General features: G+C 66.3%; 16 protein-coding genes. 11 read left to right on the top strand and 5 right to left on the bottom strand.

The features are described 5' to 3' along the window. Positions 1 to 44: 44 nt before the first annotated feature. From rfbD to AC3WUF_RS09355, 5 genes are read right to left on the bottom strand one after another with little or no spacing between them, the layout of a single operon-like run. Positions 45 to 908, bottom strand: a complete 864-nt coding sequence (gene rfbD, locus AC3WUF_RS09375) for a dTDP-4-dehydrorhamnose reductase (protein ID WP_492424779.1) — start codon at positions 906 to 908, stop codon at positions 45 to 47. Further along, positions 905 to 1,459: a dTDP-4-dehydrorhamnose 3,5-epimerase gene (gene rfbC / locus AC3WUF_RS09370; RefSeq protein ID WP_492424777.1), complete on the bottom strand. Its 555-nt coding sequence runs from the start codon at positions 1,457 to 1,459 to the stop codon at positions 905 to 907. The genes rfbD and rfbC overlap by 4 nt, the downstream gene beginning before the upstream one ends. A gap of 9 nt (positions 1,460 to 1,468) precedes the next feature. Then, positions 1,469 to 2,344, bottom strand: a complete 876-nt coding sequence (gene rfbA, locus AC3WUF_RS09365; RefSeq protein ID WP_492424775.1) for a glucose-1-phosphate thymidylyltransferase RfbA — start codon at positions 2,342 to 2,344, stop codon at positions 1,469 to 1,471. Beyond that, the gene (gene rfbB, locus AC3WUF_RS09360; RefSeq protein WP_492424773.1) at positions 2,341 to 3,417 is read right to left on the bottom strand and encodes a dTDP-glucose 4,6-dehydratase; all 1,077 of its coding nucleotides are present in this window, start codon (positions 3,415 to 3,417) and stop codon (positions 2,341 to 2,343) included. Before rfbB ends, rfbA begins: the two co-directional genes overlap by 4 nt. A gap of 30 nt (positions 3,418 to 3,447) precedes the next feature. Then, positions 3,448 to 4,254 (bottom strand): inositol monophosphatase family protein, encoded by an 807-nt coding sequence (locus AC3WUF_RS09355; protein ID WP_492424771.1) that lies wholly within the window; start codon positions 4,252 to 4,254, stop codon positions 3,448 to 3,450. 61 nt (positions 4,255 to 4,315) lie between these two features. Here AC3WUF_RS09355 and AC3WUF_RS09350 point away from each other — a divergent pair, with 61 nt between their 5' ends. From AC3WUF_RS09350 to ispG, 11 genes are all read left to right on the top strand, one after another. Then, the gene (locus tag AC3WUF_RS09350) at positions 4,316 to 5,146 is read left to right on the top strand and encodes an RNA methyltransferase (protein ID WP_492424769.1); all 831 of its coding nucleotides are present in this window, start codon (positions 4,316 to 4,318) and stop codon (positions 5,144 to 5,146) included. Between the two features lie 77 nt (positions 5,147 to 5,223). Then, positions 5,224 to 5,964 carry a serine O-acetyltransferase gene (gene cysE / locus AC3WUF_RS09345; RefSeq protein ID WP_492424767.1) on the top strand — a complete coding sequence of 247 codons (741 nt, stop codon included), beginning with the start codon at positions 5,224 to 5,226 and terminating at the stop codon, positions 5,962 to 5,964. 14 nt (positions 5,965 to 5,978) lie between these two features. Then, positions 5,979 to 7,112: a cysteine desulfurase family protein gene (locus AC3WUF_RS09340; protein ID WP_492424765.1), complete on the top strand. Its 1,134-nt coding sequence runs from the start codon at positions 5,979 to 5,981 to the stop codon at positions 7,110 to 7,112. 8 nt (positions 7,113 to 7,120) lie between these two features. Then, positions 7,121 to 8,275, top strand: a complete 1,155-nt coding sequence (locus tag AC3WUF_RS09335) for a cysteine desulfurase family protein (RefSeq protein ID WP_492425608.1) — start codon at positions 7,121 to 7,123, stop codon at positions 8,273 to 8,275. Continuing rightward, complete coding sequence (locus AC3WUF_RS09330; RefSeq protein WP_492424763.1) at positions 8,272 to 8,652, top strand: iron-sulfur cluster assembly scaffold protein; 381 nt, start codon at positions 8,272 to 8,274, stop codon at positions 8,650 to 8,652. The genes AC3WUF_RS09335 and AC3WUF_RS09330 overlap by 4 nt, the downstream gene beginning before the upstream one ends. 3 nt (positions 8,653 to 8,655) lie before the next feature. Further along, a complete protein-coding gene (locus AC3WUF_RS09325) occupies positions 8,656 to 8,979 on the top strand; it encodes a HesB/IscA family protein (protein WP_492424761.1) in 324 nt (107 codons plus the stop codon). Positions 8,980 to 9,117: 138 nt separating this feature from the next. Then, positions 9,118 to 9,549: a nucleoside-diphosphate kinase gene (ndk, locus tag AC3WUF_RS09320; RefSeq protein WP_492424759.1), complete on the top strand. Its 432-nt coding sequence runs from the start codon at positions 9,118 to 9,120 to the stop codon at positions 9,547 to 9,549. Positions 9,550 to 9,600: 51 nt separating this feature from the next. Continuing rightward, a complete protein-coding gene (rlmN, locus tag AC3WUF_RS09315; protein ID WP_492425606.1) occupies positions 9,601 to 10,731 on the top strand; it encodes a dual-specificity RNA methyltransferase RlmN in 1,131 nt (376 codons plus the stop codon). 2 nt (positions 10,732 to 10,733) lie between these two features. Then, positions 10,734 to 11,471 carry a type IV pilus biogenesis/stability protein PilW gene (pilW, locus tag AC3WUF_RS09310; protein ID WP_492424757.1) on the top strand — a complete coding sequence of 246 codons (738 nt, stop codon included), beginning with the start codon at positions 10,734 to 10,736 and terminating at the stop codon, positions 11,469 to 11,471. Further along, positions 11,468 to 12,388 (top strand): RodZ domain-containing protein, encoded by a 921-nt coding sequence (locus tag AC3WUF_RS09305; RefSeq protein ID WP_492424755.1) that lies wholly within the window; start codon positions 11,468 to 11,470, stop codon positions 12,386 to 12,388. Before pilW ends, AC3WUF_RS09305 begins: the two co-directional genes overlap by 4 nt. 38 nt (positions 12,389 to 12,426) lie before the next feature. Then, positions 12,427 to 13,551, top strand: coding sequence for a flavodoxin-dependent (E)-4-hydroxy-3-methylbut-2-enyl-diphosphate synthase (gene ispG, locus AC3WUF_RS09300; RefSeq protein WP_492425605.1), 1,125 nt, complete (start codon positions 12,427 to 12,429; stop codon positions 13,549 to 13,551). Position 13,552: the final 1 nt, after the last annotated feature.

Raw genomic sequence — 13,552 nt, 5'->3', positions numbered from 1 at the left:
GAAAAAGCCGGCGCAAGCCGGCTTTTTTGTGTCCTGCAGACCGGTCAGGCCAGCAGTTTGTCGAGCACAGTCTTCAATGGCTCGCGCCAATGCGGCGCGGTGCCGATCAATGCCGTGGTTGCCGACTTGTCGAGCACGCTGTAAGCCGGGCGCTGTGCGGGCGTGGGATAGGCGCTGGTCGGGATCGGCGACACCGGGGCCAGCTTTGGCTCGCCCTGCGCGAGGGCCAGCTCGCGGATTGCGCAGGCAAAGTCGTACCAGCTTGCCGCACCGGAATCGGTGTAGTGATAGATGCCGCCCGGTGCCTTGCAAGCGAGCAGCGACCAGATGGTCTGAGCCAATGTCGTCGCCGAAGTCGGCGTGCCGATCTGGTCGGCGACGACATTCAGCTGCGGCTTCTCGCGCATGAGGCGCAGCATCGTCTTGACGAAGTTCTGCCCGTGCGCCGAGTACAGCCAGGCGGTGCGGACGATCAACGCATCGCCGACGCTGGCGGCCGCGACGGCCTGTTCGCCTTCGAGCTTGCTCTGTCCGTAGACGCCGAGCGGTGCGGCGCGGTCGCTGACCTGATAGGGCGTCGACTGGCGTCCATCGAAAACGAAATCGGTCGAGACCTGCACCATGCGCGCGCCGATGCGCTTCGCCGCGGCGGCCAGATGCTGGGCGCCATCGCGATTCACGGCGTAGGCGAGCGTGCTGTCCGACTCGGCCTTGTCCACGGCCGTGTAAGCCGCGCAATTGACGATGATCGAGGGCTTGAGCTGTTCGACATGGCGCAGCACGGCTTCGGCCTTCGTGATGTCCAGTTCCGGCAGGTCGGCGCCGTGAAACTCGAAACCGGCGGGCAAGGTGGCGCGCAGTTCCAGGCCAAGCTGGCCGTTGGCGCCGGTGACCAGCACCTTGCTCATGGAAAAGTCTCCGCTTGCGCGAGTGCGATCGCCGCGTTGTCCTTGCCGGACAGCAGCGGTGCGCCAGCGTTGACCAGCGGCCAGGCAATGCCGATGGCCGGATCGTCCCAGCGGATGCCGCGATCGTGCTCGGGGGAATAGTAGGCGGTGACCTTGTAGGCCACCTCTGCGACCGGCGTGGTCACGTAGAAGCCATGTGCGAAGCCGGGCGGCACCCACAGCTGGCGCTTGTTGTCGGCCGACAGCAGCACGCCGACCCAGCGTCCGAAGGTCTTCGAGCCGCGCCGGATGTCGACGGCGACGTCGTAGATCTCGCCGACAATCGCGCGCACCAACTTGCCCTGTGCCTGCGGCGGCAACTGATAGTGCAGACCGCGCAGCACGCCCTGCGCCGAGCGCGAGTGATTGTCCTGCACGAAGTCGTCGCTGCAGCCGGTCAATTCGCGGAAGGTCCGCGCATTCCAGGTTTCGGCGAAGAAGCCGCGGTCGTCGCCGAACACCTTTGGTTCGAGGATCAGGACGCCGGGCAGTTCGGTGGCGATCGCTTGCATGGTTCGTGGCTAGAAAATCTGTTCGTCGACAACACGCATCAGGTACGCGCCATAGCCGCTCTTCATCAGCGGTGCCGCCAGCGTGCGCAGCTGCGCCGCGTCGATGAAGCCTTCGCGGTAGGCGACTTCCTCGGGGCAGGCGATCTTCAGGCCCTGGCGCTTTTCCAGCGTCTGGATGAAGGTGCCGGCTTCGAGCAGCGAGTCATGAGTGCCGGTGTCGAGCCAGGCCATGCCGCGGCCGAGCTTCTCGACGCGCAGCGCGCCATCGCTCAGATAGCTCTGGTTGAGATCGGTGATCTCCAGTTCGCCGCGCGGCGAAGGCTCGACCTTCTTGGCGCGCGCAACGACTTGCGCGTCGTAGAAATAGAGGCCGGTGATCGCGTAGCGCGACTTCGGATGCTGCGGCTTTTCCTCGATCGAGACGGCGTGGCCGCCCTGGTCGAACTCGACGACGCCGTAGCGTTCGGGATCGGTGACCGGATAGGCGAATACCGTGGCGCCATTGCGGCTGCTCGCGGCGCGCTTCAGCGCCGGCGCCAGATCGTGGCCGTAGAACAGGTTGTCGCCGAGAATCAGCGCGCAGGCATCGTCGCCAATGAATTCCTCGCCGATCAGGAAGGCCTGTGCCAGCCCGTCCGGACTCTGCTGGACCGCATAGCTCAGGCTCAAGCCCCACTGCGCGCCGTTGCCGAGCAATGCTTCGAAACGCGGCGTGTCGGACGGCGTCGAGATCACCAGGATCTCGCGGATGCCGGCGAGCATCAGCGTCGTCAGCGGGTGATAGATCATCGGCTTGTCGTAGACCGGCAGCAGCTGCTTCGAGACAGCCTGCGTCACCGGGTAAAGCCGGGTGCCCGATCCGCCAGCGAGGATGATGCCCTTCATGAGTTCTTCCCGAGGCCGAGACGCTGGCGCGCATCGCCGTTGCGCGACTGCACCTGACGGCACCAGGCCTCGTTCTGCAGATACCAGCTCACCGTCTTGCGGATGCCGGTCGCGAAGGTTTCGCGCGGCGTCCAGCCGAGGTCGCGGAGAATCTTCGAAGCGTCGATCGCATAGCGCAGGTCGTGGCCCTTGCGATCTTCGACGAAAGTGATCAGCCGGCCGTGCGGCTTGTGCGCCGACTGCGGCACCAGCTCGTCGAGCAATGCGCAGAGCTGCTCGACGAGGTCGATATTGCGCATCTCGTTGTGGCCGCCGATGTTGTACTGCTCGCCGATGACGCCGCGCTCGTAGACGACCTGCAGCGCGCGCGCATGGTCTTCGACATACAGCCAGTCGCGAACGTTCTGGCCGCTGCCGTAGACCGGCAGGGGCTTGCCTTCGAGCGCATTGAGGATCATCAGCGGGATCAGCTTCTCGGGGAACTGATACGGCCCGTAGTTGTTCGAGCAGTTGGTGATGACGACCGGCAGCTTGTACGTGTGGTGCCAGGCGCGAACCAGATGATCGGAGCTGGCCTTGCTCGCCGAGTACGGAGAATTCGGCGCATAGGCGGTCTGTTCGGTGAACATGCCCTCGGCGCCAAGCGTGCCATAGACCTCGTCGGTCGAGACATGATGAAAGCGGAAACGCTCGCGGCGCTCGCCGCCGAGCCCTTGCCAGTAGGCGAGGGTGGCATCGAGCAGGCGGAAGGTGCCGACGATGTTGGTCTGGATGAAATCGCCGGGGCCGTCGATCGAGCGATCGACATGCGACTCGGCGGCCAGATGGATCACGCCGTCCGGCTGATGCGTCGCGAAGGCTTTCGCAAGGCCTGCCGGATCGCAGATGTCCTGCTCGACGAACTGGTAGCGCGGGCCGTACTTGTCCGCCGCGTTCTCCAGCGCCTCGGGGCTGGCCGCATAGGTCAGCTTGTCGAGGTTGACGATGCGGACATCGGTTTCACGCAGCAGGTGACGGATCAATGCCGAGCCGATGAAGCCGGCACCGCCGGTGATCAGGATCGTGTGAGTCATCGCGGATGCAATCTGTGACGTCGGACCTGGTCAGGTCGGGGTGCGGCGCTGGGGCAGCAGTTCGTGCACGGCGTCGGCGAGCTGCATGTTGCTCGCCAGGATGTTGCCGGTTGCCAGGACGTCGGAGCCGCCATCCAGTTCGCGGACGACGCCGCCGGCTTCCTGGACCAGCACGATACCGGCCGCCATATCCCAGGGCTGCAGATTGAGTTCCCAGAACGCTTCGAGGCGGCCGGCGGCGACATAGGCCAGATCCAGCGCGGCCGCGCCGGCGCGACGGACGCCAGAGGTTTCGGCGGCGACATTGCGCAGCATCGGCAGATAGCGGTCCAGATGCTCCTCGCGCAGCGGCACGCCGGTGCCGATCAGCGCCGAGTTCAGCTCCTTGCAGGCGCTGACACGGATGCGGCGGTTGTTGAGCACCGCGCCGGCACCGCGCGATGCGCAGTAGAGGTCCTGGGTGCAGGGCGCGTAGATCACGCCATGCTCGAGCCGGCCCTTGACCTGAACGCCGATCGACACCGCGAAATGCGGCAGGCGATGGAGGAAATTGGTGGTGCCGTCGAGCGGATCGATGATCCAGGTGACTTCGTTGACGCCGCCGCCGCCCGACGCGCCCTCGGACTCGCCGCTTTCCTCGGCGAGGATGGCGTGATCGGGGTAGGCCTTGCGGATCGTGCGGATGATTTCCGCCTCCGCGCCACGGTCGACCTGGGTAACGAAGTCGTTACGGCTCTTGCGCTCGACCTGGAGCTGATCGGCCCGGTCGAAGTTGCGCATGATGGAGTTGCCAGCCGCGCGGGCGGCCATGACAGCAATGTTGACCAGCGGGTGCATGGCAGGCCGTATCGGTAGGGAGGGGAAAGGAGCGGTGCAGCGAACGCATAGAATATCACGCATGACTTCCGATCTTCCCCATCCAACGGCCGCGAATCCGCAATCGGACGCCGTCGACCCCCTCCTGCGCATCCGCATCGTGCTCGTCGCGACCCAGCATCCGGGCAACATCGGCTCCGCCGCGCGCGCGATGCTGACGATGGGCCTGCGCGATCTTGTGCTTGTCAGTCCGGACCGCTATCCGCATCCGCAGGCGCGGGCAACGGCGACCCATGCCGGCGAAGTGCTCGACGCTGCGCGCGTGGTCGACAGCCTCGAAGAGGCGATCGCCGACTGCGGCTGGGTGGTCGCGCTGTCGGCGCGCCAGCGCACGCTCGGCGACGAACCGCTGCGGCCGGCGCAGAGCGCGGGGCGTGCCTTGAGCCTTGCCGCGGGCGGTGCGACGGTGGCCTTCGTGTTCGGTTGCGAGCGGACCGGCCTGACCAACCAGCAGATCGAACTCTGCCACGCGACGACACTGATTCCGACCAATCCGCAGTTCAGTTCGCTGAACCTGTCGCAGGCGGTGCAGATCATTGCCTACGAGCTGCGGCGCGGTGCGGTGCCTGACGATGCCGAGCATGCGACCAAGAAGCAGAATCCCCTGTATGCGCCGCCGGCCGCCGCCGATCTCGAGCGCTATTTCGAACATCTGGAGCGGATCCTGCTGTCGACCGGCTTCATCGATCCGGCCAACCCGCGCAAGCTGATGCGGCGTCTGCGGACCTTCTACAACCGCGCTGCGCCGGACCGCAACGAGCTCAATATCCTGCGCGGCATCCTGACCTCGCTGGAAAAGCCGAAGACGCGCCGCACGCCGCTGAATCCGGAGCCAGAAGGGTCTCAGGAGTAGCGAATCGGCGCGACGCGCAGCAATCAGGACCGATGGAGTCTAAAATGGCGCTTCATCCGTCCGAGCCAGACGCCCCCATGTTCGCCCGCATCCGTGAAGACATCCGCTCGATCCGCGAGCGCGACCCTGCCGCGCAGTCGTGGTGGGAAGTCGTCACCTGCTATCCGGGCCTGCACGCCATCTGGGGGCACCGCGTCTCGCACTGGTTGTGGACGCAGGGCTTCCGCTGGCTGGCGCGCTACAACTCGCACCTGACGCGCTGGTTGACGGCGATCGAGATTCATCCGGGCGCCAGGCTCGGGCGGCGCGTGTTCATCGATCACGGCATCGGCGTCGTCATCGGCGAGACCGCCGAAGTCGGCGACGACTGCACGATCTACCAGGGCGTGACGCTGGGCGGCACGTCGCTGACGCGCGGTGCCAAGCGCCATCCGACGCTGGGCAACAACGTCGTCGTCGGTGCCGGCGCCAAGGTGCTGGGGCCGTTCACGGTCGGCGAGGGCGCCAACATCGGCAGCAATGCGGTCGTTGTGCGTGCGGTGCCCGCGGGCGCGACGGCGGTCGGCATCCCGGCGCGGCTGGTCGGCGCCGATGCCGGGCGCAAGACCGAATTCCACGCCTACGGCATCACCGACGACGGCATGTCGGATCCAGTCGCCAACGCGATCGCGAAGATGCTCGAGCACATCCACAAGCAGGACGAGCAGCTGGTGCGCCTGTGCAAGATCGTCCGTGAACTGGACAGCCGCATGCCGGAGCTCGAGCTCAACAAGCTCGAAATGCCGGACTTCTGCAAGGAAGAAGCCGCCAAGCTCTGAGCGCGGTCATTACGATGCCGGTCTACTTCGATCACAACGCGACGACCCCGCTGGACCCGCGGGTGCTCGAAGCGATGATGCCGTATCTGACCGGCCCCTACGCCAACGCCTCGTCGCTGCATCGGCAGGGCCGCGCCGCACGCGATGCGGTCGAACGCGCGCGCGATCAGCTCGCGCAGGCGGTGAGCTGCCAGCCCGGCGAGATCGTCTGGACCTCCGGCGGCACCGAGTCCAACAACCTGGCGATCAAGGGCAGCACCGCCGGCCAGCCGCCGACGCGGGTGCTGTACGGCGCTACCGAACACCCGGCAGTCATGGAAGCGGCCGAATCGCTGCGCGCCACCGGCTGGACGGTCGAGCCGGTGGCGGTCGATGGACTCGGCATTGTCGATTGGGCGGCCTTCGAGCGGCAGCTGGCGCGCGCGCCGCTGCGGCTGGCGTCGCTGATGCGCGTCAACAACGAGACCGGCGTGCTGCAGGACGTCGCGCGCGCCGCGAAGCTGGTGCATGCGCAGGGGGCGCTGTTTCACGTCGATGCCGTGCAGACGCTCGGCAAGCTCGCGCTGAACTTCGCCGAGACCGGCGCCGATCTGATGAGCCTGTCCAGCCATAAGCTTTATGGACCAAAAGGCATCGGCGCATTGGTTCGGCGCCGCGAAGTCGATCTGAGCGCGCAACAACACGGCGGGCCGCAGGAACGCGGGCTGCGCGGGGGCACCGAGAACGTCGCGGCCATCGTCGGATTCGGCGCCGCCGCCGAGCTGGCGACCGCCGAGCTGGAAGTGCGCACGCGCCAGCTGGCCGCACTCACCGAACGACTGACGGCGGGCCTGCATGCGCTGCCCGGCGTGCGCATCTTTGGCGAGGGCGTGGCACGGCTCGCCAACACGATCCAGTTCTGCGTGCCCGGCTATGAAGGCGAGGCATTGCTGATGCAGCTCGATCGCAAGGGCTTCGCGGTGTCCAGCGGTTCGGCCTGCGCCAGCGGCAAGGGCGAGCCCAGCCACGTCCTGCTGGCGATGGGCATTCCGCGCGATGTCGCCTTCGGCGCGATCCGCGTCAGCCTGGGCGTGCACAACACGCCGGCCGAGATCGATCGCTTCCTCGAAACGCTCGCGGCGTTGACCGCCGGCGGCATGCGCCCATGAGCGGCAGCATGATCTATCTCGACTACGCCGCCTCGACGCCGCTGGCGCCGGAGGCGCGCGCGGCCATGCTCGACTGGCTGGATGACAGCGAGGGCTTCGGCAATCCGTCTTCCGACCACGGCTGGGGTCGGCGTGCGCGGGTCGCGGTCGAGGCCGCGCGTGCGCAGGTTGCCGGTCTGATCGGCGCGCAGGCGGAAGAAATCATCTGGACCTCCGGCGCGACCGAAGCGACCAATCTGGCGATCAAGGGGGCGCTGGAATTCCGCGGCCGCCAGGGTGCGCATCTGGTCACCAGCCGCGTCGAGCACAAGTCGGTCATCGACACCTGCCGTCATCTGGAAGCCGGCGGTGTTGCCGTCAGCTGGCTGACGCCGGGCAGCGACGGCCGCATCGCGGTTGATCAGGTGCTCGCCGCGCTGCGCCCGCAGACCGTGCTGGTCTCGCTGATGTGGGTCAACAACGAAACCGGCGTCATCAATCCGATCGTCGAGCTGGCGCCGCTGCTGCGCGAGCGCGGCGTGCTGCTGCATGTGGACGCCGTGCAGGCGGCCGGCAAGGTCGAGATGGACCTGGCAACCGTGCCGATCGATCTGCTCTCGCTGTCCGCGCACAAGTGCTACGGGCCGAAGGGCGTCGGCGCGCTGTTCGTGCGCAAGCGGCCGCGCGTGCGCCTGGCGCCGCAGGTGCACGGCGGCGGGCATGAGCAGGGCATGCGTTCGGGAACCCTGGCGACCCATCAGCTGGTTGGCATGGGCGCCGCCTTCGCGCTGGCTGGCGGACGCAGGTCCGCGGATTTCACGCATCTGAGCGGCTTGCGCGAAGCCTTGTGGAGCCAGCTGCGCGACGTGCACGGCCTGCTGCGCAACGGCGACGACGCTGCTTCGCCGCACATCCTCAATTTCAGCGTCGAAGGCGTCGAAGGCGAAAGCCTGCGTGCCGCGCTGGCGGGAATCGCGCTGTCCAGTGGCTCGGCCTGCTCGTCGGCGACGCGCGAGCCGTCGTACGTGCTGCGCGCGCTGGGCCGCAACGACGAGCTGGCCGGCGCGACGCTGCGCTTTTCATTCGGCCGGCCGACGACGCGCGCGCAGATCGACGCCGCGGCGGCGCAGACCCGCGCAGCGATCGCCCGGCTGCGCAGCCTCAATCCGGACTGGCCGGCATGAGCGCGACCGACAACGTTTTCGCCTATCCGGCGCCCGTATGGGCGCGATTCAGCGCGCCGGGCCAGGCTGGCGTGCTGTCTGGCGCCGGCATCGTGCAGGCGCAGGTCGGCAGTCCGGCGTCGAAAGGCCGCCTCGAATTGAGCGTGGATCCGGGGCCGCCGTTGCGTGCGCGCTTCCGCGCTTACGGCTGTCCGTACACCCTGGCGGTGGGCCAGTGGCTGGCCGAGACGCTGGAGCGGGATGGACTGGCGGGCCTGCGGCTGATCGATGCACAGGCGATTCGTGCAGCGCTTGAAATTCCCGAGGACCGGGCCCATTGTGCGTTGATGGGCGAGGATCTGATTCGCGCCCTGAGTTCCAAATTGCAGGCGGCATAAATCATGAGCATCCAGTTGACCGAAAGCGCTGCACAGCGCATCCAGCAGCAGATCGCCAAGCGCGGCAGCGGCCTGGGCCTGCGCGTCGGCGTCAAGAAAACCGGCTGCTCCGGCCATGCGTACACGATGGACTACGTCGACCAGATCGCTGCCGAGGATCAGGTCTACCAGCAGTTCGGTGCGACGGTGGTCGTCAAGAGCGCGGATCTGGCCCTGCTGGACGGCATGGTGCTGGATTTCCAGAAGCAGGGGCTCAACGAGGCCTTCAAGTTCGTCAATCCGAATGCCAAGGCGTATTGCGGTTGTGGTGAAAGTTTCACCACCTGACGGGTGACAGGGCGGCAGTAAATGCCGCTCCCGCATTGCCGCGCTGCAGCAACGGCAGCTATAATTGCCTGATTTCATTGAATCTGCCGGAGAGACCGGCGGATGCCATTTTCCTTTTGTATTTGAAGGAGTTCCGCTGTGTCGGTTGAACGTACGCTGTCGATTCTCAAGCCGGATGTCGTTTCCAAGAACCAGGTGGGCGGTGTCATCTCGTACATCGAGAAGGCCGGCCTCAAGGTCATCGCCGCCCGCATGCAGCACCTGACGCAGGCTGAAGCCGAAGGTTTCTACGCTGTGCACAGCGCGCGCCCGTTCTTCGGCGACCTCGTCAAGTTCATGACCAGCGGCCCGGTCGTCGTCATGGCGCTGGAAGGCGAGAATGCCGTCGCGACCTACCGCGACATCATGGGTGCGACCGATCCGAAGAAGGCCGCTGCCGGCACGATCCGCGCCGATTTCGCCTCGTCGATCGACGAGAACGCCTGCCACGGTTCGGACAGCCTCGAGAACGCGAAGAACGAGATTGCCTACTTCTTCCGCACGACCGAACTCTGCCCGCGCACCCGCTGAAGCACGATCAGCAGAGGCCTCTTGACCACGGTTGAACCAGTGCAGGAAGCAATGCCGGGGGACGCAACGCAGCGCGTCCCTGCGGCAGCTCCGCGCCTGATCAACCTGTTCGGCCTCGATCGCGCGCAGCTGCGCGAGAGCTTTGCGCAGATGGGCGAAAAGCCCTTCCGCGCGGATCAGGTCATGCAGTGGATCTACCGTCGGGGCAGCGACAGCTTCGACGACATGACCAATATCTCGAAGGAGCTGCGCCAGCGCATGGCGCAGCACTTCTTCATCCGCACGCCGGAGCTGGTCACCGAACAGGTCTCGGCCGACGGCACGCGCAAGTGGGTGCTGCGTCTCGACGGCGGCAACGCGATCGAGACGGTCTACATTCCCGAGGAAGGCCGCGCGACGCTGTGCATCAGCTCGCAGGTCGGCTGCGCGATGGACTGCAGCTTCTGCTCGACCGCGCAACAGGGCCTCAACCGCAACATGACGACGGCGGAGATCATCGCCCAGGTCTGGTTCGCCGCGCGCACGCTGGGCGGCGATTTCCAGAACGAGCGGGTGATCTCGAACATCGTCTTCATGGGCATGGGCGAGCCGCTGGCGAATTACAACGCAGTGCTGCCGGCGATCCGCATCCTGCTCGACGATTTCGGCTTCGGCCTGTCGAAGCGGCGCGTCACCGTCTCGACGTCCGGCCTGGTGCCGTTCATGGATCGTCTGCGCGGCGATGTCGATACCGCGCTGGCGGTGTCGCTGCATGCGCCGAACGACGAGCTGCGCAATCAACTCGTACCGATCAACCGCAAGTATCCGATTGCCGATCTGCTCGAAGCCTGCCGGCGCTACACCGAAGGCAAGGACCGCAAGACGCACATCGTCTACGAATACGTGATGCTCGACGGCATCAACGACAAGCCCGAGCACGCGCGGGCGCTGGCCAAGTTGCTCGGCGACATGCCGGCCAAGGTCAATCTGATTCCCTTCAATCCCTTTCCGCAGGCGCAGTACAAGCGCTCGAAGCCGGAAGTGATCCAGGCTTTCGCGAAGATTCTTCGCGACCGCCGCATCGTCGCGACAACACGCAAGACGCGTGGCGACGACATCGACGCGGCATGCGGCCAGCTGGTGGGCCGCGTGCAGTCGAAGCAGAAGAACCGCCTTAGCGGGATTCCCGTGGTGAGGCAATGACGATGACGACACGCGCGCTGCTGCTGGTCCTCGTCGCCGTCATGGCGGCTTGCAGCACGACGGAGTCGCGCCGCGAAACGGCGAACATCGCCCGCGTCAACACGCAGCTCGGCATCAGCTACGCCCAGCGCGGCCAGTTTCCGACGGCGCTCGACAAGCTCAAGCGCGCGCTCAAGGCCGACGACAGTCAGTCGAACACGCACGCGGCGATCGCCTACGTCTACCAGAACATGGGTGACATGGAGCTCGCGGAGAAGCATTACCGCCGCGCGTTGAGGCTCGACAAGGAAGAGCCGTCGCTGAACAACAACTTCGCCGTGTTCCTGTGCGAGCGTGGCCGTGGTCCCGAAGCGGAGAGCTACTTTCTGACCGCGGCGACCAATCCGCAGTACGCAACGCCGGAAGCGGCATGGTCCAACGCGGGCCGGTGCCTGAAGGACTACGATCTCGCCAAGGCCGAGACCTATCTGCGCGAAGCCCTGAAGATCAATCCGGATGCCCCGGACGCGCTGGCGCAGATGGCCATCGTCAGTTTCCGCAACGGCGATTACATGCGCACGCGGGCGTTCCTGCAGCGCTACAACCTGTCCAAGCAGTCGACGCCGGAGCTGCTGTCGCTCGCCGCGCTCACCGAAGATGCCTTGAACAATCCAGATGCCGCCGCAGCCTACCGGCTGCGTCTGAGGCGTGAGTTTCCCGAGTCCGACGAAGCCGTCAACAACACACCGAACAGCCGATGAATACCGAAACCTCGGACCCCAGCTCCAGCCCGGACAGCAACGCCCCTGCCGCTCTGCCCAGCCCGGGCGCAATGATTCGCGAAGCCCGCGAGCGCGTTCATTACTCGATCGACGACATGGTCGCGCACACCAAGCTGTCGCGCGCGACGCTGCAGGCGCTGGAGCGCGATGACGCCCAGGCGCTCGAGCCGGTGTACATCCGCGGTTATTTCCGCAAGTGCGCGAAGGTGCTGGACCTCAACGAGGAGCGTCTGATCGCGGCCTACCAGGCCCGCGTCGCGCCGAAGGAGCCCGAAGCGCCGGCCAAGCTGCGGCTCGCCTCCGGTACCGAACTGGGTTCCAGCAGCCGCTTGCCGGTCTCGATCGGCCTGATCTTCGCGGTGATCGCGGTCGTCGGTTGCGCATTCCTGTGGTTTGCGCGCGACCAGAAGATCAACTATCCGATGCCCGGCAGCCTCGCCGACGCGCCGGTCGCCGTTGCGACGCCGACGCCGGCCGACGAGACCTCGCTGGAGATGCCGCAGGCGCCCACCGATCCGAGCGCACTGACGGCCGGCGATCCCGGCACTGGCGTTGCGCCGTCGACGGCCGTCGAGCCGGCAGCTACCGTGACCGACACCGCCACGGCGGTCGCCGCGACCGTTGCGCCGGGAACCTTGCACCTGCGTTATCAGAAGACCTCGTGGGTGCGCGTCGATGACGCCACCGGCGCCACCCTGATCAACGAGACGCGTCCGGAAGGCAACGAGGACACCGTCAACGGCCAGCTGCCTTTGAGCGTGTTCCTCGGTTACGCGCCGGGCGTGGAAGTCGAGTTCGAGGGCAAGCGCGTCGACATCGGCGCATATGCGCGCGGCAACAATACCGCGCGCTTCACCTTGCCCGCTGCACCCGCCGCCCAGCCGGCCGCTCAGTAAGGCGAGCGCGCCAGAATTCCGGAGCCGTCACCGTGGCCATGACCAGTCATCACCAGATCACGCGGCGCGTTTCGCGCGCCGTGCGCGTCGGTCGCGTGACGGTTGGCGGCACTGCGCCGATCGCGGTGCAGACGATGACGAACTCGGACACCGAGGACGTTGCCGCGACCGTCGCGCAGATCCGCGCGGTGGTGAAGGCGGGGGCGGACATCGTTCGCGTCTCGGTGCCGACGATCAAGGCGGCCGAAGCCTTCGGTCTGATCAAGAAGGAAGTCGGCTACGTGCCGCTGGTTGCGGACATCCATTTCAACTATAAGTGCGCGCTCGCCGCGGCCGAAGCTGGCGCCGATTGCCTGCGCATCAACCCGGGCAATATCGGCAACGACCGCAAGGTCGCCGAAGTCGTTGCCTGCGCGAAGCATCACGGCATTCCGATCCGCATCGGCGTCAACGCCGGTTCGCTCGAAGCCGATCTGCAGGAAAAGTACGGCGAGCCGAATGCCGACGCGCTGGTCGAATCCGCGCTGCGCCACATCAATATCCTCAAGCGCCACAATTTCGAGGACTTCAAGGTTTCGCTGAAGGCGAGCGAAGTCTTCATGACCGTGTTTGCCTACCGCAAGCTGGCGACACTGATCGACCAGCCGCTGCATCTCGGCATCACCGAGGCGGGCGGCGCTCGCGCCGGTGCGGTGAAGTCCGCCGTCGGCCTGGGGATGCTGCTCGCCGACGGCATCGGCGACACGATCCGCATCTCGCTCGCTGCCGACCCGATCGAGGAGATCAAGGTCGGCTGGGATCTGCTGAAGTCGCTGCACCTGCGTTCGCGCGGCATCAACCTCGTCGCCTGTCCATCGTGCTCGCGGCAGAATTTCGATGTCATCAAGGCGGTGCAGGAGCTCGAGTCGCGCTTCGACGAGATCGACGAGCCGCTCGATCTCGCGGTCATCGGCTGCGTCGTCAACGGCCCCGGCGAAGCGCGCGAAGCGGCGATCGGCGTCGCCGGCGGCTATCCGAATTCGATCTACGTTGACGGCAAGATCCAGCACAAGGCGCACAACGACGAGCTGGTCGATCTGCTCGAGAAGCTGGTGCGCGAGAAGATCGCGGCGCGCAAGGCAGCGAAGCTTGCCGTTTCCGCCGACGCCGCCGACGCTGCCTGAG

The sequence above is a fragment of the Fontimonas sp. FW305-C-3 genome (genome assembly GCF_058783185.1).
This window is presented reverse-complemented; position numbering and strand designations above follow the sequence as displayed.

What these genes read in the sequence shown, in the direction of transcription:
- rfbD (WP_492424779.1), bottom strand. Translation starts at nt 908, where the DNA reads ATGAGCAAGGTGCTGGTCACCGGCGCCAACGGCCAGCTTGGCCTGGAA.
- rfbC (WP_492424777.1), bottom strand. Translation starts at nt 1,459, where the DNA reads ATGCAAGCGATCGCCACCGAACTGCCCGGCGTCCTGATCCTCGAACCA.
- rfbA (WP_492424775.1), bottom strand. Translation starts at nt 2,344, where the DNA reads ATGAAGGGCATCATCCTCGCTGGCGGATCGGGCACCCGGCTTTACCCG.
- rfbB (WP_492424773.1), bottom strand. Translation starts at nt 3,417, where the DNA reads ATGACTCACACGATCCTGATCACCGGCGGTGCCGGCTTCATCGGCTCG.
- AC3WUF_RS09355 (WP_492424771.1), bottom strand. Translation starts at nt 4,254, where the DNA reads ATGCACCCGCTGGTCAACATTGCTGTCATGGCCGCCCGCGCGGCTGGC.
- AC3WUF_RS09350 (WP_492424769.1), top strand. Translation starts at nt 4,316, where the DNA reads ATGACTTCCGATCTTCCCCATCCAACGGCCGCGAATCCGCAATCGGAC.
- cysE (WP_492424767.1), top strand. Translation starts at nt 5,224, where the DNA reads ATGTTCGCCCGCATCCGTGAAGACATCCGCTCGATCCGCGAGCGCGAC.
- AC3WUF_RS09340 (WP_492424765.1), top strand. Translation starts at nt 5,979, where the DNA reads ATGCCGGTCTACTTCGATCACAACGCGACGACCCCGCTGGACCCGCGG.
- AC3WUF_RS09335 (WP_492425608.1), top strand. Translation starts at nt 7,121, where the DNA reads ATGATCTATCTCGACTACGCCGCCTCGACGCCGCTGGCGCCGGAGGCG.
- AC3WUF_RS09330 (WP_492424763.1), top strand. Translation starts at nt 8,272, where the DNA reads ATGAGCGCGACCGACAACGTTTTCGCCTATCCGGCGCCCGTATGGGCG.
- AC3WUF_RS09325 (WP_492424761.1), top strand. Translation starts at nt 8,656, where the DNA reads ATGAGCATCCAGTTGACCGAAAGCGCTGCACAGCGCATCCAGCAGCAG.
- rlmN (WP_492425606.1), top strand. Translation starts at nt 9,601, where the DNA reads ATGCCGGGGGACGCAACGCAGCGCGTCCCTGCGGCAGCTCCGCGCCTG.
- pilW (WP_492424757.1), top strand. Translation starts at nt 10,734, where the DNA reads ATGACGACACGCGCGCTGCTGCTGGTCCTCGTCGCCGTCATGGCGGCT.
- AC3WUF_RS09305 (WP_492424755.1), top strand. Translation starts at nt 11,468, where the DNA reads ATGAATACCGAAACCTCGGACCCCAGCTCCAGCCCGGACAGCAACGCC.
- ispG (WP_492425605.1), top strand. Translation starts at nt 12,427, where the DNA reads ATGACCAGTCATCACCAGATCACGCGGCGCGTTTCGCGCGCCGTGCGC.